Origin of the sequence: Desulfoscipio sp. XC116, assembly GCF_039851975.1 — a bacterium.
Taxonomy (GTDB): domain Bacteria; phylum Bacillota; class Desulfotomaculia; order Desulfotomaculales; family Desulfallaceae; genus Sporotomaculum.
In genome coordinates this window covers 3,934,941-3,955,625 of record NZ_CP156660.1, presented here as the reverse complement: position 1 = coordinate 3,955,625, position 20,685 = coordinate 3,934,941, and the positions used below count along the sequence as shown (strand labels likewise).

The 20,685-nt window shown below is 43.8% G+C and carries 17 protein-coding genes and 1 pseudogene; 5 read left to right on the top strand and 13 right to left on the bottom strand.

Annotation, left to right across the window (positions count from 1 at the left end; all coding sequences use genetic code 11):
* The first annotated feature begins 131 nt into the window (after nucleotides 1-131).
* Both ABDB91_RS18495 and ABDB91_RS18490 read left to right on the top strand, forming a co-directional pair.
* A complete protein-coding gene (locus tag ABDB91_RS18495; RefSeq protein ID WP_347489197.1) occupies nucleotides 132-554 on the top strand; it encodes a MarR family transcriptional regulator in 423 nt (140 codons plus the stop codon).
* 26 nt (nucleotides 555-580) lie between these two features.
* Nucleotides 581-865: a transcriptional regulator gene (locus ABDB91_RS18490; RefSeq protein ID WP_347489196.1), complete on the top strand. Its 285-nt coding sequence runs from the start codon at nucleotides 581-583 to the stop codon at nucleotides 863-865.
* 228 nt (nucleotides 866-1,093) lie between these two features.
* Here ABDB91_RS18490 and ABDB91_RS18485 read toward each other — a convergent pair whose 3' ends face one another.
* The 3 genes from ABDB91_RS18485 to ABDB91_RS18475 are packed head-to-tail and all read right to left on the bottom strand — an operon-like array spanning nucleotide 1,094 to nucleotide 4,906.
* The gene (locus tag ABDB91_RS18485; protein WP_347489195.1) at nucleotides 1,094-2,452 is read right to left on the bottom strand and encodes an FtsX-like permease family protein; all 1,359 of its coding nucleotides are present in this window, start codon (nucleotides 2,450-2,452) and stop codon (nucleotides 1,094-1,096) included.
* Complete coding sequence (locus ABDB91_RS18480; RefSeq protein WP_347489194.1) at nucleotides 2,439-4,193, bottom strand: CARDB domain-containing protein; 1,755 nt, start codon at nucleotides 4,191-4,193, stop codon at nucleotides 2,439-2,441. Before ABDB91_RS18480 ends, ABDB91_RS18485 begins: the two co-directional genes overlap by 14 nt.
* The gene (locus tag ABDB91_RS18475) at nucleotides 4,190-4,906 is read right to left on the bottom strand and encodes an ABC transporter ATP-binding protein (protein WP_347489193.1); all 717 of its coding nucleotides are present in this window, start codon (nucleotides 4,904-4,906) and stop codon (nucleotides 4,190-4,192) included. The genes ABDB91_RS18480 and ABDB91_RS18475 overlap by 4 nt, the downstream gene beginning before the upstream one ends.
* 396 nt (nucleotides 4,907-5,302) lie before the next feature.
* Here ABDB91_RS18475 and ABDB91_RS18470 point away from each other — a divergent pair, with 396 nt between their 5' ends.
* Nucleotides 5,303-6,478, top strand: coding sequence for a DUF2087 domain-containing protein (locus ABDB91_RS18470; protein WP_347489192.1), 1,176 nt, complete (start codon nucleotides 5,303-5,305; stop codon nucleotides 6,476-6,478).
* Nucleotides 6,479-6,542: 64 nt separating this feature from the next.
* Here ABDB91_RS18470 and ABDB91_RS18465 read toward each other — a convergent pair whose 3' ends face one another.
* The 6 genes from ABDB91_RS18465 to ABDB91_RS18440 all read right to left on the bottom strand — a co-directional run bounded on the left by ABDB91_RS18465 (nucleotide 6,543) and on the right by ABDB91_RS18440 (nucleotide 11,683).
* A complete protein-coding gene (locus tag ABDB91_RS18465) occupies nucleotides 6,543-7,265 on the bottom strand; it encodes a stage II sporulation protein P (protein ID WP_347489191.1) in 723 nt (240 codons plus the stop codon).
* 109 nt (nucleotides 7,266-7,374) lie between these two features.
* Nucleotides 7,375-7,659 (bottom strand): CopG family antitoxin, encoded by a 285-nt coding sequence (locus ABDB91_RS18460; protein WP_347489190.1) that lies wholly within the window; start codon nucleotides 7,657-7,659, stop codon nucleotides 7,375-7,377.
* A 1-nt stretch (nucleotide 7,660) separates the two neighbouring features.
* The gene (locus tag ABDB91_RS18455) at nucleotides 7,661-7,933 is read right to left on the bottom strand and encodes a BrnT family toxin (protein ID WP_347489189.1); all 273 of its coding nucleotides are present in this window, start codon (nucleotides 7,931-7,933) and stop codon (nucleotides 7,661-7,663) included.
* A 394-nt stretch (nucleotides 7,934-8,327) separates the two neighbouring features.
* A complete protein-coding gene (locus ABDB91_RS18450) occupies nucleotides 8,328-10,427 on the bottom strand; it encodes a DUF6449 domain-containing protein (RefSeq protein WP_347489188.1) in 2,100 nt (699 codons plus the stop codon).
* Nucleotides 10,399-11,301 (bottom strand): ABC transporter ATP-binding protein, encoded by a 903-nt coding sequence (locus ABDB91_RS18445; protein WP_347489186.1) that lies wholly within the window; start codon nucleotides 11,299-11,301, stop codon nucleotides 10,399-10,401. Before ABDB91_RS18445 ends, ABDB91_RS18450 begins: the two co-directional genes overlap by 29 nt.
* Nucleotides 11,288-11,683, bottom strand: coding sequence for a GntR family transcriptional regulator (locus ABDB91_RS18440; protein WP_347489185.1), 396 nt, complete (start codon nucleotides 11,681-11,683; stop codon nucleotides 11,288-11,290). Before ABDB91_RS18440 ends, ABDB91_RS18445 begins: the two co-directional genes overlap by 14 nt.
* Nucleotides 11,684-11,938: 255 nt before the next feature.
* On the opposite strand from ABDB91_RS18440, the pseudogene ABDB91_RS18435 reads away from it, so the two are divergent.
* Nucleotides 11,939-13,618: pseudogene (locus tag ABDB91_RS18435) on the top strand (methyl-accepting chemotaxis protein); the annotation flags it as partial.
* A 274-nt stretch (nucleotides 13,619-13,892) separates the two neighbouring features.
* On the opposite strand, the gene ABDB91_RS18430 reads toward ABDB91_RS18435, so the two are convergent.
* A complete protein-coding gene (locus ABDB91_RS18430) occupies nucleotides 13,893-14,684 on the bottom strand; it encodes a sulfite exporter TauE/SafE family protein (protein WP_347489184.1) in 792 nt (263 codons plus the stop codon).
* A gap of 495 nt (nucleotides 14,685-15,179) precedes the next feature.
* On the opposite strand from ABDB91_RS18430, the gene ABDB91_RS18425 reads away from it, so the two are divergent.
* A complete protein-coding gene (locus ABDB91_RS18425; protein ID WP_347489182.1) occupies nucleotides 15,180-16,208 on the top strand; it encodes a WYL domain-containing protein in 1,029 nt (342 codons plus the stop codon).
* A 154-nt stretch (nucleotides 16,209-16,362) separates the two neighbouring features.
* Here the strand turns inward: ABDB91_RS18425 and ABDB91_RS18420 are convergent, their stop codons facing one another.
* From ABDB91_RS18420 to carB, 3 genes are all read right to left on the bottom strand, one after another.
* Entirely contained in the window at nucleotides 16,363-16,590 is a 228-nt protein-coding gene (locus ABDB91_RS18420) for a hypothetical protein (protein ID WP_347489181.1), read from the bottom strand.
* Nucleotides 16,591-16,607: 17 nt separating this feature from the next.
* Complete coding sequence (locus tag ABDB91_RS18415) at nucleotides 16,608-16,994, bottom strand: hypothetical protein (protein ID WP_347489179.1); 387 nt, start codon at nucleotides 16,992-16,994, stop codon at nucleotides 16,608-16,610.
* 378 nt (nucleotides 16,995-17,372) lie between these two features.
* Nucleotides 17,373-20,600, bottom strand: a complete 3,228-nt coding sequence (gene carB / locus ABDB91_RS18410) for a carbamoyl-phosphate synthase large subunit (protein WP_347489178.1) — start codon at nucleotides 20,598-20,600, stop codon at nucleotides 17,373-17,375.
* Nucleotides 20,601-20,685 lie beyond the last annotated feature (85 nt).

Here is a 20,685-nt window from a genome sequence, read left to right as displayed (position 1 = left end):
TGCCTTCACGGTAAATATGAAAAAGAGCAATGGTACGGAATCAATTAACCATTAACGCTATTAACAGTTAATTGACATAATAATTAGCCTAGTTTATAATTGGTCTAGCAACGGAGGGGGGTATTAATAATTTGAGCAAACAGGAAAAAATAATTGAGTTTGATGTGTTATTGCATGAACTGGTTAGATACACCAGCTGCCAATTAAAAGGTCTCTTGAATGATCTTGTGACGCCAACTCAATTTTTTTTACTTAAACTTATTGCAACCAACGAGAGTTGCAAGGCGGCGGATATTGCTCATATTTTAGATATTTCTCCGGCTGCCGCTACTACAATACTTGAAAGACTTTATAAAAACGGTTGGATTGAGAGGGATAGATCCGATAAAGACAGGCGTATCGTGTGGCTTAAATTGACTGAGACGGGAACAAAACTACTATCTGATACTGAAGCTGCAAGGTTTCAACTATTGGTGAAACAGTTCGATAATATAACTGAAGGGGAAATAGATAAGATATGTGAGGTCTTTAAGATACTGTTGAATATGTCTTAATGAAATATATTTAAGAGGTGTGGCAAATGGGAGTTGTTGAAAGTATACTAGATTTCCTATTAATTTTATTGGTAGTAAACGGCTTATTTAATTATTGGGCTTTTTTACGAGCGAAGAAAGAAGCCGCCAGGGTACAGGAAGAAAAGGCTAAATTAAAACCCGAAGTTGAAGAAGAAATTGAAATGGTAACTGATAATATTTGTGGCTGTACTTTGCCGAAGTCGGAAGCATATGTATTAATCAAGGATGATCAGAGACATTATTTCTGCAGCTGGGATTGTAGAGAAAAATTTATAGAAACCTGTCTCTGAAAACCTACGGGCTCGTCCCGGAGGAGGTTTACTAATAGCAGTAAAATATAAAGCTCCACAAGCCCCTACTCCCCGTGGTACCTAAGATGACAATAGATTATCAATTCCAGGAGGGAGTGTCGCAAAACTACTTTCTTGGGGTAGTGAGCGACGCTTCCTTTTTTTAGATTCTGCCAATTATTCCGATAATAATCCGATATCTTTTTAGCTCGTTGTGCAACAGCTCCTTTACTCTTTTTTGATAGCTTCCAGGGCGCTGAGATTCATTGCCCTTCGGGCCGGGTAATAGCCTGAAATCAAGCCGATCAGGCTGGTAAAGGCCAGAGCGCTCGCCGCCAGCCATAGGGGAATGATTGATGTGTTTCCCGGCCCCTCCTGCATGCCCCACGTGTCGAATAATACGAAACCGGTCGTGTTCAAGAGATAGGAAACCCCGTAGCTGAAGGCGACGCCGATTATTCCCCCAAAGAAGCCGATCATCCCGGATTCGAGCAGGAACAGTTTTCTGATATCCCCCAGGGAGGCGCCAATCACCTTCATGACGCCGATTTCCCTTGTTCTTTCGTAGATGGACATAACCATGGTGTTGGTTATGCCTATCGCGGCGATTAAAAGGGAGACGGCGCCGATAACTCCAAGCACCTTTTGGATTCCGGCCGCGGTTTTTTGCATAGATTCCAGAATATCGGTCAGACTGTCCGCATTAAATCCCTCATCCTTGATTTGCTGCTGGACCTTTTGGACATCATTGATATCTTTTACTTTAACCAGTACTTTGGAGTATTCGTCGAACTTTATGACCTCATTTTGTTTCTTGCCCCGGTTATGATCCCGTACCATCTTTTTTAGTTGTTCCATAGGCATAAATACATTGTAATCGTTTTCAAAATTGCCTTCCTCCAGAATTCCGATCCCTTTTACTGCATAGCCTTTGGAGGACTTGCCGCCGCTGTCACTGTCGCTGTCGCTGTCTTGGTGGGATTCCCCGTAGGACATATCCAGAGACAAGGTGAGCCTATCTTTCATCAGATCAATCTCAGCCGGCGCATATTGGTGTGCCCGTGGATTGTGAAAGAAATTCTTGATTTCGGCGCCAAACAGCAAGTTGAGGTTGTCGCTGCTCTCCAGCAGCCGGCCCTCGCCGGCGGTAAGTTGAAGTTTGTCCATCTGGCCGGGGTCGACTCCCTGGAGCTGCACATGGGCGAGGTGTTTTCCCGCAAGCAGCTTGCCGGAGACCTCCATAAAGGGAATCACCGCTTCAACCTCCGGGATTTTGGCAAACAGGACCATCGCCTTATCATCCAGCTTCTGTTGCTCTTTTTGATCCCTTCCCATACCTTCGTTTTGCTCCGGCGCCACAGCCATATACATGCCGTCCGAGGAAGAGCGGACGTTAATAGTGTTTAGGCTGCCCATGCGGCCGAGCTCTTCTTTAAAACCCTCATTCATGCCGATGCCGATAGAAACCATAATGATAATGGAGGCGGTGCCGATTAATACACCCGTTACGGTGAGCATCGTTCGGACTCTCCGCCGCAGGAGGTTTTTCAAGGTCATGGCCAATAAATCAATATTATTCATCTTCATTAAACTCTATACTCTGCTTTCTTTTCTTTTTGGAGAGCACAATACCTGCTATTATCGTGACAGCAAGTCCGACCCCCAGGCCTGCCCAGAAGGACTTATTTTTAAGTGCTTTTGTGAGGAGGTTCCGGCCCTCGTTCGTTTTCTCCTCGGGCATTTGCTCGGAGGGATCGAATGGAGGCGCTTCGACGGCGTTAACGGTAAACTCCCTTACGTACTCCTGGGGTTCCCCTGATGGGTCGTCAAAGGTAAAGATAATCTCCCCGTTCAATTGCCCTGCTTTGGTCGGGATGATATTGGTCTCGAAATAATCGTAGGATCCCGAATCGAAATTACCGACAAATAACTGTTTTTCCTGTACGTCGAAGTCCCCATTAACCCGAACCATTACATTATTGAGCTTGGTCTTGCCCGTGTTATAAAACTCTAAGCTGATCGGCGTGGGTTCTCCGATAAAGGCTTCCGGCGGCAGGCTGATCTCCCCGGCAGTAAGCTGGGACTGCTGGATAACGGGGATGCCGATTAGTTCGGTGGCCTTGTGCTCCGTTCCATCCTCATCTTGATACTCAATGTTGGCGGTTACCGTATAAGTTTGGGGCTCCGCATTGGGGATAGTATACATAATCAGGTTTCTTCCGGCTATGCCCTTCGGCTTGATGGAATCGATAAAAAAGGTGTTGCTGCTGCCTACCGGTGTAAAGACGATCTTTCCTTCCTTGTCCGAGTCGATGCCGGTCAGATATACCTTGATATTATTGACGGTTCTGGCGCTGCTGGTATTAAGGAAGGACATCTCCAGGCTAAACCGCTCTCCGGCCCGTACGACCACAGGTTTAAAGCGGTAGCTGTTGATGATGATTTTAGGGATCAGCTTGCCATTGGAGGTATTGACGTTAACCCCCGTGTACTGGTTCACCGTCACCTTGGCGTCGCCCTTGGCCGCATCCTCGTATTCCAAGCTAATCTGGATGTTGTAATGCTTGGACTTAAGTTCGTCGCCACCGGCAAACAGCGTGAAATCCGCCGCGTGGGACTTGCCCGGTTCCAGGCTTTCGATCATTTGGATGTCGGGAGACTTGGAAAGGATGCCCTCGTCGCCTTTGACCGACACCTTGATGTTATCCGCCCGTGTTTTTCCATTGTTCTTCACCGTGAAGGTGAGGGAAAAGCTTTCGTTGGATTTGACCTCCTTGGGCGTTACAATGATGTTATTGATGGCTACATCGGCGTTTTTTTCCTTGCCCTGCACTTTAATGAATACATTATAGTCGTCTGTATAACTTTGTTGCTGTTCATCCTGATAGCTGGCGCTGACACCCAGGCTGTAATTTCCGCTGGTCATCTTTGCCGAGGCGAGAAGGGAAAATTCAAGTTTGGTATCCCGGTTTGCGCCGAGGCTTTTTAAATACTTGGTATCCGATTTTTCTGCAAGGGTAAACTCATCGCTTTTCAGCCCGGTAAGAGTGATCTTAATGTCTTTGGCCGCTTTGTTGCTGTCGTTGGTGAGGGTGACGGTGACGGTTGTCTCGTTGCCCGCCTCAACGGTTTCGGGGGCGTAACTGATGTTCTTAATTATCAAGATGGGTCTGTTGTTGCTATCCAAATTGTCACTGCTTCCGTAAGCCGCCTCGGCCACCGAATCGTTAAAGCGGATCTGGGACCGATCTTCCCCGGCGGGCAGGATTAATATATTATAAAAGGTCATTAGCAAAACCGTTAAAGTAATCAGCAATCTTTTACTCATAATAGCGAACCTCTTTCCCTCTTTCTTTCATTATTTTTTATGTAATCGATATTCCCGTCTTTAATGTGGACGATTTTGTCCGCATACTCGGAAATCTCGTGGTCATGAGTCACAATAATCAGGGTTTGGTTGTGTTGCCTGGCCAGGGAGGTGATCAGTCCTATAACCTCCAGGGTAGTCTTGGAATCCAGGTTTCCCGTGGGTTCATCGGCAAAGACAATCTCCGGGTTGGCGACGAAAGCCCTGGCGATGCTCACCCTTTGCTGCTGGCCTCCGCTCATCTGTGATGGCTTGTGCTGCAAACGTTTCCCAAGTCCCACGGCCTCCAGCATCTTTCGAGCTTTTTTCTCTCTGATATGTTTGGGTATGCCTTTAAAAACCAGGGGCAGGTTTACATTCTCCAGAGCGGTGAGGGTTTCCAGGAGGTTATAAGACTGAAACACGAAGCCGATATATTTCTGCCGCAATCGGGTTAGCCGGGTTTCATCCATTTTCCCCAGGGCATATTTTTTGATTTTTATTTCACCCTTCGTTGGTCTTTCCAGACCGGCCATTAGGTTTAACAGCGTGGATTTTCCCGAACCTGAAGTGCCTAAAAGACAGCAGAATTCCCCCTTGCCAATGGTGAGGCTTACATTGTCGAGGGCTATCACCTTTTCACTGCCCATTCGGTATATTTTCCGCACATTTTTCAGTTCAATAATATTTTCCATGTTCGGCCTGCCTTTTAAGCTAAGTTGTTTTCCATATGCTATGATTGCTTAATTTGCTAATAATAAATGCGGCATGCTGCTTTCCGTCTGTTATAAAGTTATTAATTCTGACATATTCTTTGCATGCGTTCAAACTTCCTCCCCAAAAGGAAAAATTATCTTAATCTCAATCAAGAGCCGGAGTTTATTTGATGCCTGGAGTCCTGAGACTCCCACTTTTATAAGCAGGAGTTTCGCTTTTTACTTCAGGTGGGATGGAATCCCCACCTGAAGCTTCGATGTTCAGCTTCAGTTGAACGGGTTCACTTTTAAAATACTTGCTCCATGCTTGACAATTCATAGACAAGTGTGTAATATGTTTATGGGGGAGCAATCAAATCAAGGATGTGTTTATTGATGAATATTTCTGATCTGTGTTGGAGCGCGACCATTGATGAACTTAAAAGAGGATATGTCGAAGCTGAAGAATACTATATATGCCTGCTATGCGGTAAAAAAATTGAGAAAGGGATTGTATATCCCCGGGAAAGTATTCTATATGAAGCCGAAAAGTATATGCGTATTCATATTGCAGAGGAGCACCGGTCGGTGTTTGATTGTCTGATGCAACAGGATAGAAGGCTCACCGGTCTGACGGAGCATCAGAAAAACCTGTTGCAGCTTTTCTACCGGGGAAAAAGTGATGGGGAAGTACAAAAAGAAATGGGTATCGGCAGTGCTTCCACCATTCGGAATCACCGTTTTATATTAAAAGAGAAAGAACGCCAGGCTAAAATGTTTCTGGTGCTAATGGAACTCCTTAAAGATAAAAATAAGCGTTCACCGGGCTATTTGCCGCCACATAAAACGGTCGGGACGGTAGATGACCGTTATAATATAACCCAGGAAGAGAATGGGAAAATACTTGTTAAATGCTTCCCCCAAGGAACTGACGGCCGATTAAAAACTTTGGATATTAAGGAAAAAAGCAAGCTGGTTGTGCTAAGGGAAATCGCCAAACGATTTGAGGCGGAGAGGGTCTACAGCGAAAAGGAAGTTAATGAAATACTGAAAACAGCTTATGATGATTTTGTCGCCTTGCGAAGATATTTAATTGATTATGGATTTCTTGACAGAAAACCTGATGGGAGCCGGTATTGGCTGAAAGGGGAGGCCGATGGGATGGAGGAAAGAGATGTGGATCGGAAAAAGGAATTGAAGCTGCAGTATAAGGAAATGAAAACCGAGGGCGGGGTTTATCAAATCAAAAATATAAAAAATCAAAAGATGTTTGTAACTGCGACTCCAAATTTAAGAACCATTAACGGAAGAAAATTTTCTTTAAAAAATAGAGGGCATAAAAACAAAGAGCTTCAAGAGGAATGGAATCAATTTGGCGAAGATGCCTTTGTATTTGAGGTGCTTGAGGTTCTGGAAGAGAAAAAAGAAGGTTACTTTAATAAAAAGGATGAGTTGGAAAAATTGGAGGAAAAATGGCTTGAAAAGCTGCAGCCATATGGAGAGCGCGGTTACAATAAAGAGAAAAAAAGAGGGAAATCCAAGCGGACTCCCGGAAAGCCAATCTCCGGCTAGTTCAGCTCTTTCCCAAGTTTCTCTAAGGTTTTCATATCCAGACCGGTAATCGGTATTGACGCCGTTACGCAGTTATATTTTTTAATGCCGCCGCAATGGCGTTGATGCACTCTTTAATATCATCGTCACTGGATTTATCATTCCCCACATTTATTAATACAGATTTGCCGGAAAGGTCCTGATTTAAATGGAATGTTGGGCTGCGATCGTGCAAATAAGCATCAACCTCAACAAGTTTGGTTTTTTCAATCTCTCTTAATAATAGGTCGGCAAATTCCCTGTTTCTTTCATAGTCGGGATTGTTTTTAGAAATTACTAACATTATCTTGCTGGGATTTGATTCAGGGCTGCCGGAAATATCTCTATGAACATCCAAAAGAACTGCATTGCTATATCCTTCAACATTTGAAGTTATTGTGTTACGTGAGACTTTGTATGCATTTTTATAATCCATTTTGGAGTTGCTTTCAACAAAACTGCTATTTACCCCACCTTTAACAAGTTGGTCGTTAATTAATGAACCTACATCGGAAACTTTGAGCCCGGAAGGATAATCTTCATCAAAATGAGTATTATAGATAACTATATCAGATGAAATCCGGGCTGTTTGCTTTATAATTTTGTTAGCTGATAAGTTTTCGTTGTTATTTACTTGTTTGTTTATATCTGCATTTATATCGCCTTGTTTCTTGTTAGCTTGCATATAATGTAAATATGCATAACTTGATGACGAACACAAAATAAGAAGTGTTAATGCTATGATGATATTTTTCCTAATATTCTTCATTTCACTCATCTCCTTTCCATAAACTATATTTTCATTGTTGAGAAAAGATTACCGGTAAAATAAAATTTAAACAAAAACCCCGGCAAATAATACCGGAGTTTTTGCTTATTTACATTTCAGCTTTAATCCTCTCTTTAATCCACATGCGGATTAAAGTTTGATAAGGCAGCCCTTTCTTATAAGCAATTTTTTTAACGGCATCAATCTGATATGGCGCTAAACGCAAAGTAACAGGCTTTTTAAGTTCCCGCTTGTTTAATATTTCTTCTTCTAATTCCGGTGAAACCGAAATATCTACGGGTTCAAAATCTTCAAGAAACTCAGTGCTGTCATGCTCGTCCCAAAATCGGGCTTCTTCTTCTTCAGATTTAAACTCGGGTATTTTCTTGGCCATATTACCACCTCCCCCTTTCACGTAAGTAGTACCGCCTTTCAGATTGAGTCATGTCCCTGGCTGTTATTACCCGGACAACACCATCGGATTTAAGGCCAGCCACCACTAAGATAAACCGTCCTGGGTCAGTCACTCCATAAACCAGTAAACGTCCTTCCCGGCCCTTACGGAACAAAGCATCCAGAAATGCTTCTTCAGCTTCATCAGGTGTTATATTGTGCCTGGCTATATGATTGATATTTTTGTCATCCCAATTGAATTTATTAATTTTCAATTACATCACCTATTAAAAATATATTTCCCTGTATTTACAATGTCAATACGTTTTTATTGCCGGTATCCAGAATTAACGGGCATAAAACCCATCGGGGCCAAAGTATTCCTCCGCCGCATCATTGATCTCTTTGCACCATTTAACGATGTATAAGTACTAAGGGATAGAATTTTTACGGTGTTCTGAAATGTTATCCCTAAAATTCATAAAAAGACTATCCCCCGGAGCTGTTTAAACTCCGGGGGATAGTCTTTTTTTATGTTATGATAAGCTGCCGTATCGGGATTGCCGTACCGAAATTGTTGGCAGGCGCTAACGGTAATGTTGATTTGGTCTATTTGCAGTATCGGAACCTTAATTCAACTCGTCTCTCAGCGCCGGGTCAATTCCCTTTTTACTCTTCAAAAAATTCTTTGACAAAATCGGGAACATTATCTCCTGCAAAGCTGCCGTAATCTAAATTATGATTATCTATTCCGTAAAAACCAATAATATATCCACCAATTCCTTCATTGTCTTGAGTAAAAGAATAATCTAAAAGCCAGCGATCGCCATATTCTCTCAAGCAAGTTTCAATTTGGCTCTTATCTCTGATTTCCAATCTCTTAACTTTTTTATCATCTGCCGTTTGTTCATCTTTAAAGTGACCCGTCCTTCTAAATTCTTCCCACTGGTCCCGGTTTTCTATTTTTTCAACTAAGAGATAAGATATTTCTTCGGGTAGTATTCTCGCTTTTCGGTCGTAACCTTTTTCTTGCAGCCAGTTTTCCAGCAAATGATCGGATTTGTTCCAAGCAGTGTGGATATACTTATCCTTATCACCATCACCACCACGTTTTTCAATGTCCTTAAACAACTTGGGGTAATTATGCAGCTTATTGTTGGCAATCAATATGCTTACATCGGCCCACGGTTCTTTTTGCTCGGTCATCAGTTCGTAAGTTTTATTCATAGCATCAAGTTGCATCATTGCTATTGCTTCTTCTATTTCGGCCGGATCCAGTATCGCTGCTTCTTTGTAGCTGCCCGTGTTCATATTTGGACGCAGGGTGATTTTTTCCACATCATCGGGGTTGACATGCAGAATATCATAATGCATTTTCTTATATTCCTCGGATTCGCAAATAGGTTTTAAATAGTCGGCATAGGCATCATAAGCAATTTGATAGCCCCTGGTCATTGTACTTCCGTTACTCAATTGGTAAATGAATATAACGCTTCTTTTTTGCTCTTTGTTCTTATTTAAATAATTAATATCTTTATCTTCAATAATTCTCCGGTGAAGCTGCTGAATGTGTTCCAAATTGCCTTGATCGGAGAAAAAATCTGTTTGGTATTTTTTGTCCAGGTTGTAATTATAAAAACTATTGCTGAAATAAACCTGTTGGATCTCGTCCAACGGAGGCAGCTTTTTTTCATATCCTATCATGTCGAACCTAATGCCCAGCATCAAGATTATGACTATAGCGCTAAAAACCGCATAACCTTTAAAATTCTTCACTTCTTTAAAAAACCCTAAAGATTTCTGCAGCATTATTTCGGCAATCACATAGCCGGTTAAGGAACCTGCCAAATAACCAAAGACAACCCAGCCAATAGTCTGTTGAGTTTGCTGAAAATAAAGTCCTCCCAGCAGCATGGTGCAAAAAGTAACGCCGTATTTAAATACATTACGCGTCTTGCTAAAGGCAATTGTCTGGGTTGCATTTTCCAGGTTTCTTATTTTGTAAAGATAATCGGCCAAGAAAAATAAAACAAGGCAGATTGCCATATAAATCAGTATTTCACCGCTGCTCATGGACCGCTCGGATAGAGGATTAAACCCTGCAAATATTCTTGTTATGGGAGAAAGTTTGTCTAATTGATAATCCGAATTAAACATAAAACCATAAATAAAAAACTCAAGATTGCAAGTAAGCAGAACAGTTATACCTACCGGGAAAAATAAAAGAACATAAGTTAAAATACCCTGCACTGTCGAAATGCCAACCAACATGCCAACCAGGACACAGGCCAGGAAAACCACCAGGTTCATCAGAACGGTTATACCCATCCATCTAAAAACATCGTTAACGCTGTAATAGCTGCCCAGGTCCAGAAATAAGTTTAATAGAATGGAGATAGCGCCTGTGATTAATACCGGCAAGATTAACAATATAATCCCGGTGAAAATATGGCTTCTGTAAATATTGCTTCTTTTGACGGGTAGACTGTGAAGCGCATCGGCTGATATTTTGACCTGCAAATAGCGGAACAAGAGAACAGCCAGCACAACCGGCACTGCCAGCATTAAAGTAGCCTGCGTTTCCGGGTTATTAATTAAAAGCAGGTTTTTGACAGCATCTTTGTAAATATCATCATTGCTGCACATCATTATTATATTTAAAGGAATTATAAAAAGTAAAGCTAAAGTGTAAACAACCGCCACCCAGCTGTATTTTCTGAAATCATTCAGGACAAATCCTTTATTCAAAAACGATGTTCTTGATTTCATAACCAATTTCCCCCATCTCGTAAATAAATATTTCCTCCAATGTCAGAGGCAAAATATCCAACAGCAGAGGCTGGTATTGAGAAATATCCCGGACTATTTCCTCTTTCTTGCCTCTGACAATAAACAGATTGACACTGCCTTTTTTTTCTTGATATAAGATTTCATTATCTTTAAATATGTTCTCCGGCAGATCACCTTGAAAAGCAGCCTGAATTTTATGTATGTCCGATTTTAAGTCGTCCAATTCCTTCTCCACAATCAATCTGCCTTGATGCAGCACGCCTACACAGTCACATAGATCTTCCAGTTCCCTTAAGTTATGGGATGATATTAACACGGTCATCTCTCTGTCGGCTGTATCTTGAATGATTAAATTTCTGACCTTCCGCCTCATCACAGGGTCCAAGCCATCTAAAGGCTCATCTAAAATCAAAAAATCAGGTGTTATCGATAAAGCGAGCCAAAAAGCAGCCTGCCTCTGCATTCCTTTGGACATGCGCTGTATTTTTTTATTTTCATCAAGCTGGAAAGCATGTTTTAGTTTCTGGTAACGCTCCTCGTTCCAGTCGGCATAAATTATTCGGTAAAATCCAGCCATATCTTTGACGGAATATTGGGAGAAAAAGTATAACGAATCGGGAATAAAGACTGTTTTAGATTTGATTTCTATATTCTCAAAAACCTTTTGGTTATCTATCAAAACTTCTCCCTGGTCCTGGCGATAAATTCCGGACAATATTTTTAACAAGGTTGTTTTACCGGCCCCGTTTGAGCCCACCAACCCGTAAATTGATCCTTTTTTTACATTAATACTGACATCGGCCAGCGCTGCCGAACCGTCAAACATCTTGCTGATGTTTTTAGCTTCTATCACTTTTTTCTCCCCCCTTGACCATAGCGTCTACCTCGGAGATTATTTTGGTAATTTCCTCCTTCTTCATGCCCAGGTAAATAGCTTCAGATAGTATTTTAACCAGCTCCCTTCTCAGCTTGGACAACTTCTCGTCATTTTCGCCGCGCATTATCCGGGCGACAAAGTTGCCTTTTCCCGGTATTGAATAGATATAGCCCTCTCTTTCCAGTTCCCTGTATGCTTTTTGAATGGTATTGGGATTTATGGTCAGCTGGCCTGAAAGTATGCGCACCGATGGCAATTGCTCATCGGTCTTTAAAATTTCGCTGATGATCATCTCTTTAAATCTCTCTGCCAGCTGTTCGTAGATAGGTTGCCTGCTTCTTAAATCCAGTTCAAACATTAAACCCCTCCTTTCTGTTTCAACCGTACTACCAGTGTTAGTACGGTTATTATATAAAAAAATGTGCTTATTGTAAATACCAATAAATAATTAATTTGGCAATTGCAATACATCGGTAAAATAGTTAACTTTACGGATGGTGGTTTCAATTTCATAAAAAAATTTTATTATTTTTTGTATTTTTCAATAAAAAAAATTTAATAAATGTCGATAATAAATTCGATAATGTATATAGTTTTAAGATGGGGGAATATTGTGGAAAGTATAGATAAAACAAAGGGCGTAATCTTTACCCTGGAAGATAACTGTGTCGGCTGTAATAAGTGTATTTTGGAATGTCCTGTGGAATATGCCAATGTCGCTTATCTGGCGGATGGGGTAAATAAGATCAAAGTGGACCCGGAAAGGTGCATCAATTGTGGTCATTGCATTGAGGTGTGTGATCACGATGCCCGTGCATATTATGATGATACGGAAGAATTTTTTAATGCCCTGCAGCGGGGTGAAAGGATTTCCGTGTTGGCTGCCCCGGCTATAAGGTATAATTTTACTAATTATAAAAAACTATTTAGTTACTTAAAAAAGAAAGGCGTCAATATAATTTACGATGTATCTCTGGGCGCTGATATTACCACCTGGGCTTATTTAAAGGCTATCCAAAAGCTGGGCCTGGATTCCGTTGTGGCGCAGCCCTGCCCGCCAATTGTAAATTATGCACAGAAATACAATGCTGATTTGTTGGCTAAACTGGCTCCTGTACATAGTCCCATGATGTGTACGGCCGTTTACCTGAATAAATACATGCAAGTAAGAGATAAGCTGGCTTTTTTATCGCCCTGCATAGCTAAAATTAATGAAATCAACGATAAGCATACGGGCAAGCTGATTGAATTTAATGTTACTTATAAAAAGTTATCGGAGTACCTGGGAAAAAATAATGTTAACCTGGATGTGCATGATGAAGCGGATTTTGATGACATAGGGTGCGGTCTCGGTCTAACTTACAGCAGACCGGGAGGTTTGCGGGAGAACGTTGAATTTCATACGGGCGGTGCGGCATGGATAAAACAAGTGGAGGGTGTTAATCATGCCTATCATTATTTGAACCGGTATGCTGAAAGGTTAAAGGAGAATAAAAGCCTCCCTTTAATCGTTGACGTGCTGAATTGTATTAATGGCTGTAACCTGGGCACCGGGACAATGAAAAATATTGAGGTTGATGATATTGATAAGTTAACTAATGTTCTTAAACAGCAAAAAATAAAGGAAAAGTCCAAAAAGAAACTATTGGGCGGTAACGCTTACGTTTTATTTGAAAAGTTTGCTAAAGAATTGAGCCTGGATGATTTTATCCGTCAATACGAGAACAAATCCGGCGGGATTATAAAGAAAGAACCCATCCGTTCCGAGCTTGAGCAAATATTTATTAAATTATATAAGGCTACTGAGAAATCTCAGAATATAAACTGTTTTGCCTGTGGTTATGGGAGCTGTAAAGAATTTGCCAAGGCCATATATAACGGTGTAAATCATCTCAATAATTGCATTCATTACAACAGGACGGGCCTGGAAATAATGACTAATGAAAAGTCGCTGAGGGAAAGTCTGAAAGAGAAGGTCGCGGAGATCATAAGCTCTATGAGCCAGCTGGCGGCTGCCAATCAGGACAACGTTCGCAGTGCTAATAATGTGGAGCGGCAAAATGATTCGGTTTTGCAAATGGCTGACATGTTGAAAGAAACAATTCATGAAGTGAAGGACAAGCTAATGGGGATTGCTAACGTTTCTCGGGAAATAGTCGGTATAGCTGATCAAACTAATCTGCTTGCCTTAAATGCCTCTATTGAAGCGGCCCGGGCCGGTGAACATGGACGCGGGTTTGCCGTGGTAGCCGAGGAAGTGCGCAAGTTGTCCAATGGCACTAAACAAACTGTGGATTCAGTGCGTTTTAACGAAAAAGAGGCTATTTTAAATGTCGAAAAAATCCTCGGCTTGGCCGATGATTTAGATTCAAAAATCCGTTTGGTTAACGGAGAAATGATTAATATGGTACAGAATACGGAAAAGCTGGCGGAACGGGAGCAGGAGATTGTCGGGTTGGCCAGGTCATTGGTGGATTGAGGTCTTCCGTTGGCACATCGTTACGAGGACGACCGGGGAAATATATTGAGGATATCTTTAAATGCCATATGAACGGAAAAGAGCAGCCTTAGCTGCTCTTTTCCGTTTTTTCAACTGCTGTCGGTTCCTTGTCGGGCGAAGGTCTGGGTGTTATTAAATATTTTGCTCCCGTCCAGATCAGCACTGCGGCGAAGATAATGCGCAGAGCTTCTTCAGTCAGGATGTGGGCCAGGGAGCCGCCCAAATATGTGCCTAGAAGGATGCCCGGAATTAATCCCGGCAATATGCTCGTGCTGACGTTTCCTAAACGCCAGTGGGTATAAGCCCCGACTATGCCCACCGGGACCATGGCCAGAAGGGAACAGCCCTGGGCGGCGTACTGGGTGAAGCCGATAAGCAGTACCATTGAAGGCACCATGATCGTACCTCCTCCGACTCCCATCATTCCGGAAAGGAAGCCGGTAAAGACCCCTGTCGATAAGAGAACCGAAATTTTTAGCCATCCCGTGGCGGGATCGGCCACATGGTACAGATAAGGTTTTAGAAGCAAGAGCAGGGAAATGAGGATTAAAAACCCGCCAAAGGATCTCTTGAGCTTCCATTCCGGAAGGGCGTTGGCAAAGCGCGCGCCCGCCCTGGCGGTGAATATGGCGGTGGAAGCCAAAAGCAAGGAGGCAAGTAAATCCACCGAACCATTTGATGCGTAGGTGAATGCTCCCGATATCCCGGTGAACACCAGTGCCACAAGACTTGTGCCGTGGGCTTTGTGCTGACCCATTTTAAGAACGCCCACCATCAGGGGGATCATGATCACTCCGCCGCCGAGGCCCACAAGTCCTCCGAAGAATCCTGCCGCCAGTCCTATTAGTAAGTTTATCATTTTGTTACCTCAGCAATATTAGCTCAAAATTGGAGACCAAAGGTTTATTTCGGAAATTAGGGTATTATTCCTGTTCCGGGTACCGCATGAGTTCAACCGGGGTCACGTCAAGTTCCGCGCAGATTTTTCCCAAGGTGCGCAGTGACGGGCCTTTGAGTCTTCGCTCAAGCTGACTGATATAAGTGGGGTGTAGCTTGATATGCAGGGCAAATTTCTCTTGGCTTACGCCCTTTTTCATTCTAGCACTTGGCCAAATTTGGTGTCAATCATAACACCTCTAAGAATAAGCTATGCGGTCATAATGTCTATATACTATAGCACTTAGAGAAAATGTTTTCCATATACTCATTGTGATAGAAACCCATGTTTTTTGGATTTTATGCAAAAAATGAGGTAATTAATGATGCATTTAGCAGGTATTTGGGAAAATACTGGCGAATTTTTCATAATGTGCATATGTTCATATAATGAGGAGTTTTCTGGGAGGTTTTAATTATGGGTACAAAGCCTAGAAAGGATGCTACAAGAGTCCTAAGGCTAAATATGATTGTTGACTACATTAGTAAAAGAACACTGTATGGCGGAGTAACTGTTAAAGAGCTTGCACAAAAATATGAGGTATCTGAGCGGCAGATCCACCGCGATCTCAAAACTATTCAAAATGATTTGATGGTTTCATTAATCAAGAATGAACGGTCTCTAAACGGGCGCAAAAGTACTTATTATTGTCTGGAAGTGGGGTATTTGCCCGGTATAAGTCCCGAAAAGGCTACGGTTCTTATTTTAAGCCTGCTGCAGAAAAAGGGGTCGGCTTTGGCCGGTCACCTAAACGATCTAAAGGATGTTCTGGTTTCCACTTTGTTTAAATATCACTGCAACCCCGTGGAACTGGCTGTGGAGAAGCTGCAGAGTCGTATTTACCTGGTGGAAGAGAACCTGGCCGAGCCGGAATGGGTGGGCAATATATTTACCGGACTGGTTGGTGCGCTTAAAGACGGTTATCGTATCAAGATAAGGTATTTTGCGGCATGCAGCAGGCAGATCACCGAGCAGGTTGTGGAACCTTACGGTCTTATTTGCAAGCGGCAAAACTGGTATTTGGTAGCTTTCTGCCTGAAGCGCCAGGATATCCGGGTTTTTAAAGTTGATCAAGTTATTGACGCTATTCCTTATACGGCGGAAAAGTTTCATTATCCTGAGGACTTTAATCTTAAAGAATATATGGCGCAAAGCTGGGGGGTAATTAGCGATGGAGAGGTCTGCCGGGTGAAGATTAAATTTGGCCCAAACGTAGCATTTCGGGTCCAAAACATTATCTATCATCCTTCCCAGGTAATAGAGGAGGAAATGGATGATGGATCGATTATTGTTTCCTTTAATGTCTGTGGTATTGCTGAAATGAAAACTTGGATGGCGCAGTGGGGGGATGCCGTGGAAGTGCTTGAGCCGGGCTGGCTTAGGGAAGATATGTGTAAAATGGCCGAAAATATAATAAGGGTTTACCGTAATAACAAACAATTGTGAACCTCGTCCGGGACGAGTCTGGAGGCTTCTTCTCGGAGGGTTTCATAGCAATGACAGGCTAAGCTGATTTTCATCCTTTGATGGCGCCGTGCAAGCGGCGTGGATGTCTATAATAAGACAATGCACCGGGGCTATCTCACCCCGGTGCGTTGTCTTATTTCTTATCGCCTTTAGCTTCGGCTTCTTGGACCTTACTAACACTGCAATCTTTATAACCTAAGAAATTTCGCCAGAAGTTCAATGATTCTTTTTCCCACTCGATCCTGTTACATACCATTTCTCTTAAACATTGAGATGGGGCACCCGCGGCGATTCTCTGATAAAGCTCTATTTCCTGTTCTTCGATTCTTATTATCTGGTTGACCAGGTTATGCCAAGACATTACCCTGAGACCTCCTTTTATTCATCTTTCTTATCTTTTTTTTCCTCTTCTTGCTTGGTTTTGTACGACTCTGCCGGTACATAGCCCGGTCCGCATCCCGGCGCGTATCCCGGGCAATAACCCGGTCCGCATCCAGGGCCCGGTCCATAACCCGGTCCATAATTCGGATCACAACCGGGATTGCAGCCGGGAGCGTAACCGGGGGGGTGAGCGCAATTATCATAAGAGCAACAATATATGGTATTCCAGAAACTTGCTTCGCCGGCCTCTTCCCTAAGTTCTCTTAAAACAGCATCCCGTCTTGCTGGTGATGGAATTTGTTGGACCAGTTCAGAAATAAGACATATCTTTTTGAGTTCCATGCACATAGCCATTTCTACACATTTCAACCATTGATTATCCATATAAATCCCCCCTGACATTTATTCTACAATATGCACAACAAGGCAGATGAGTTACATATTTCCAATAAAATATAAATATATATTGATTGCCTGGTATTGCCGGCATTTATCAAGACGACGAAAACTTTGCTTAAGAAGTAATTTGCGCTGTAATATTATCCGGATGATAAAAGACAGGTTGAAATGAGTTTTTAGACCGGCTTTAATTTTGTAAAAGGAAGGGAGCGTCGCTTACTACTCCAAAAAAGTAGTTTTGCGACACTCCCTTCGGTGTTGCGCTGTGTAGATACGCCGCTAAATGCGGCCCGTAAAAAGATGAAGATATAGTTGGTTTGTCATTGCCATGCATACAACCTGCGACGTCTGAAGTTCGTCATTTTACAGGGTATCGATAATGTCCGCATGATACTCTTGTAAAGATTTCAAATTGACTTGTGTATTATTTTCTTTATACGCCGCGATGCCCCTTGCACTGGCCAGGGCTGCCGCCGTGGTGGTGATATAAGGTACTTTATATTTAATGGCCGCCTTGCGTATATAAGAGTCGTCATGCTGGCTGCGTTTTCCTGACGGGGTGTTGATAACCAGGTTGATCTCTTTATTTTTAATGCCGTCGATTATATTGGGACGACCTTGGAACAATTTTTTAATCTCTTCGGATATGATCCCGTTCTCTTTAAGAAATTTATGGGTTCCTTCCGTTGCTTTAATACGAAAGCCTAATTTGCTGAATAAACCGGCTGTTTCCAGTGCGGCCGGTTTATCTTGGTCGGTCACACTGATCAGAACCGTTCCGGATATGGGCAGGGGGGACTGAGTCGCTTCCTGGGCTTTGTAATAGGCCAGCTCAAATGAATCGGCAATGCCCAGTACTTCTCCGGTGGAGCGCATTTCCGGTCCCAGCAGCGGGTCGACCTCCTGGAACATATTAAAAGGGAAGACCGCCTCTTTTACCCCGAAATGAGGAATTGTTTTGGAGGCAAGCTTTTTAACGGGAGACTTGGCGCCGGTTTTGTCCGCCAACATTATTTCCGTGGCCATCCGGGCCATTTGGATATTGCAGACTTTCGATACCAGGGGAACTGTCCGTGAGGCTCTTGGATTGGCTTCCAGAACATAAACCTTATCGTCGGCGATGGCGTACTGCATGTTCATCAGGCCGACTACCCCGAGCTCCCCGGCTATCTTTTGCGTATAGCTGACAATGTTATCAATATGCTTGGCCGGGATATTTACCGGCGGTATCACACAGGCCGAGTCCCCGGAGTGGATGCCCGCCAGTTCAATATGCTGCATCACTGTCGGTACAAAGGCCTCGGTTCCGTCGGCTATGGCGTCGGCTTCCGCTTCAATAGCGTTACTGAGGAATTTATCGATTAAAATCGGTCTTTCCGGAGTAACTTCAACCGCGGCAGCCAGGTACCGGCGGAGCATAGCCTCGTCGTAAACAACTTCCATGCCGCGGCCGCCTAAAACATATGACGGGCGAACCATTAAAGGATAGCCAATCCGGTTGGCGATGGCCAGGGCTTCCGTAAGGTTTACCGCCATACCGGATTCCGGCATGGGAATATCGAGTTTTTCCATAATCCGGCGGAACCGGTCGCGGTCTTCGGCTAAATCTATGGTATCAGGAGAAGTACCGAATATGTTTACCCCTGCTTTAGCCAGCTCGCCGGCAATATTTAAGGGGGTTTGCCCGCCGAACTGGATGATTACCCCCAGGGGTTTTTCCTTTTCGTATATGCTTAACACATCTTCCACTGTTAATGGTTCAAAGTACAGCTTGTCGGAGGTGTCGTAATCGGTGGAGACTGTTTCCGGGTTGCAGTTGACGATAACCGTCTCAAAGCCCATATCGCGCAGGGCAAAGGCTGCATGAACGCAGCAGTAGTCAAACTCAATGCCCTGGCCGATCCGGTTCGGACCGCCGCCCAGAATCATTACCTTTGGCCGGTCGGTGGCCGTGGTTTGATCAGGGGCGTTGTAGGTGGAGAAATAGTAGGCCGCATTCTCAACACCGCTTACCGGTACGGCTTCCCACCCTTCGATAACCCCCAAAGCGGTTCTGCGCTCACGAATTTCTTTTTCCGGCACATCCAGCAGCATTGCCAAATAGCGGTCGGCAAAACCGTCTTTTTTAGCCCGGACCAGCAATTCGTCCGGCAGGCGCCCGTGTTTATGCTTTAGAATTTGTTCTTCCAGCGCAACGAGCTCTTGCATTTGCCGGATAAACCACGGCTTGATATAGGTCAACCGGTAAAGCTGATCGATATCCGCGCCTTTGCGCAATGCCTCATACATCATAAACTGGCGTTCGCTGGACGGCTCAGCCAGCAGATGCAGCAGTTCTTCCAGGGAACGGTGGTTGAAATCTTTGGCAAAGCCCAACCCGTAACGGCCTGTTTCCAGGGAGCGGATAGCTTTTTGGAAGGCTTCCTTATAGTTTTTGCCGATGCTCATTACTTCACCGACCGCCCGCATTTGAGTCCCCAGCTTATCCTGGGAGCCGGGAAACTTTTCAAAGGCCCAGCGGGCAAACTTGATGACCACATAATCACCGGAAGGGGTGTATTTATCCAGGGTGCCTTCCTTCCAGTATGGGATTTCGTCAAGAGTTAAGCCGGCTGCCAGCATGGCCGAGATTAAGGCGATGGGAAAGCCGGTCGCTTTGGAAGCTAAGGCGGACGAACGGGAAGTGCGCGGGTTTATCTCAATAATCACAATCCGTCCGGTTTCAGGGTCATGAGCAAATTGGACATTGGTCCCGCCGATTACTTCTATGGCTTCCACTATGTCATAGGCGTATTTTTGCAATCGCTGCTGCAGTTCCGGGCTAATGGTCAGCATGGGGGCCGCACAGAAGGAATCACCGGTGTGTACGCCCATGGCGTCAATGTTTTCGATAAAACAAACGGTCAGCATCTGATTTTTAGCGTCCCGAACAACTTCCAGCTCCAGTTCCTCCCAGCCAAGCACTGATTCTTCTACCAGTATTTGTCCCACCAGGCTGACTGTGATGCCCCGGTTGGCCACGGTTCTTAGCTCCTCAACATTGTAAACCAAACCGCCGCCGGTGCCTCCCATGGTGTAAGCCGGCCGGATAACTACCGGATAGCCAAGTTCCTGAGCGATTTTTTCCGCTTCCTCAACACTGTAGGCCGGTTTGCTGCGGGGCATTTCGATACCCAGCCGGTTCATCGTTTCTTTGAAGGCGATGCGGTCTTCGCCACGCTCAATAGCGTCAATTTGCACGCCGATCACTTTGACCGCGTATTGTTTTAAAACACCGGCCTTGTCCAGCTCGGAGCATAAGTTTAAAGCCGATTGGCCGCCTAAATTGGGCAGCAGCCCGTCAGGGCGCTCCTTGGCTATTATGTTGGTCAGGCTCTTTAAATTCAGCGGTTCAATATAAATTACATCCGCGATTTCCGGGTCGGTCATAATGGTAGCGGGATTTGAGTTGACTAAAACAATTTGGTAACCCAATTTTCTCAGGGCTTTGCAAGCCTGAGTTCCGGAATAGTCAAATTCACAAGCTTGTCCGATTACTATCGGTCCCGAGCCGATGATTAAAATTTTATTGATGTCGGTTCTTCTCGGCATATTTGTCCTCCTACTTTAGAATGTCCAATTAGATAATTTCTTATTTGGCGGATTAAAATTAATCAGTTTATTATATCAAAAAAAT

Excerpts from the sequence above, each read along its gene's own strand:
- ABDB91_RS18490 (WP_347489196.1), top strand. The coding sequence starts at position 581 with ATGGGAGTTGTTGAAAGTATACTAGATTTCCTATTAATTTTATTGGTA.
- ABDB91_RS18485 (WP_347489195.1), bottom strand. The coding sequence starts at position 2,452 with ATGAAGATGAATAATATTGATTTATTGGCCATGACCTTGAAAAACCTC.
- ABDB91_RS18480 (WP_347489194.1), bottom strand. The coding sequence starts at position 4,193 with ATGAGTAAAAGATTGCTGATTACTTTAACGGTTTTGCTAATGACCTTT.
- ABDB91_RS18475 (WP_347489193.1), bottom strand. The coding sequence starts at position 4,906 with ATGGAAAATATTATTGAACTGAAAAATGTGCGGAAAATATACCGAATG.
- ABDB91_RS18470 (WP_347489192.1), top strand. The coding sequence starts at position 5,303 with ATGAATATTTCTGATCTGTGTTGGAGCGCGACCATTGATGAACTTAAA.
- ABDB91_RS18465 (WP_347489191.1), bottom strand. The coding sequence starts at position 7,265 with ATGAAGAATATTAGGAAAAATATCATCATAGCATTAACACTTCTTATT.
- ABDB91_RS18460 (WP_347489190.1), bottom strand. The coding sequence starts at position 7,659 with ATGGCCAAGAAAATACCCGAGTTTAAATCTGAAGAAGAAGAAGCCCGA.
- ABDB91_RS18450 (WP_347489188.1), bottom strand. The coding sequence starts at position 10,427 with ATGAAATCAAGAACATCGTTTTTGAATAAAGGATTTGTCCTGAATGAT.
- ABDB91_RS18440 (WP_347489185.1), bottom strand. The coding sequence starts at position 11,683 with ATGTTTGAACTGGATTTAAGAAGCAGGCAACCTATCTACGAACAGCTG.
- ABDB91_RS18430 (WP_347489184.1), bottom strand. The coding sequence starts at position 14,684 with ATGATAAACTTACTAATAGGACTGGCGGCAGGATTCTTCGGAGGACTT.
- ABDB91_RS18425 (WP_347489182.1), top strand. The coding sequence starts at position 15,180 with ATGGGTACAAAGCCTAGAAAGGATGCTACAAGAGTCCTAAGGCTAAAT.
- ABDB91_RS18420 (WP_347489181.1), bottom strand. The coding sequence starts at position 16,590 with ATGTCTTGGCATAACCTGGTCAACCAGATAATAAGAATCGAAGAACAG.
- ABDB91_RS18415 (WP_347489179.1), bottom strand. The coding sequence starts at position 16,994 with ATGGATAATCAATGGTTGAAATGTGTAGAAATGGCTATGTGCATGGAA.
- carB (WP_347489178.1), bottom strand. The coding sequence starts at position 20,600 with ATGCCGAGAAGAACCGACATCAATAAAATTTTAATCATCGGCTCGGGA.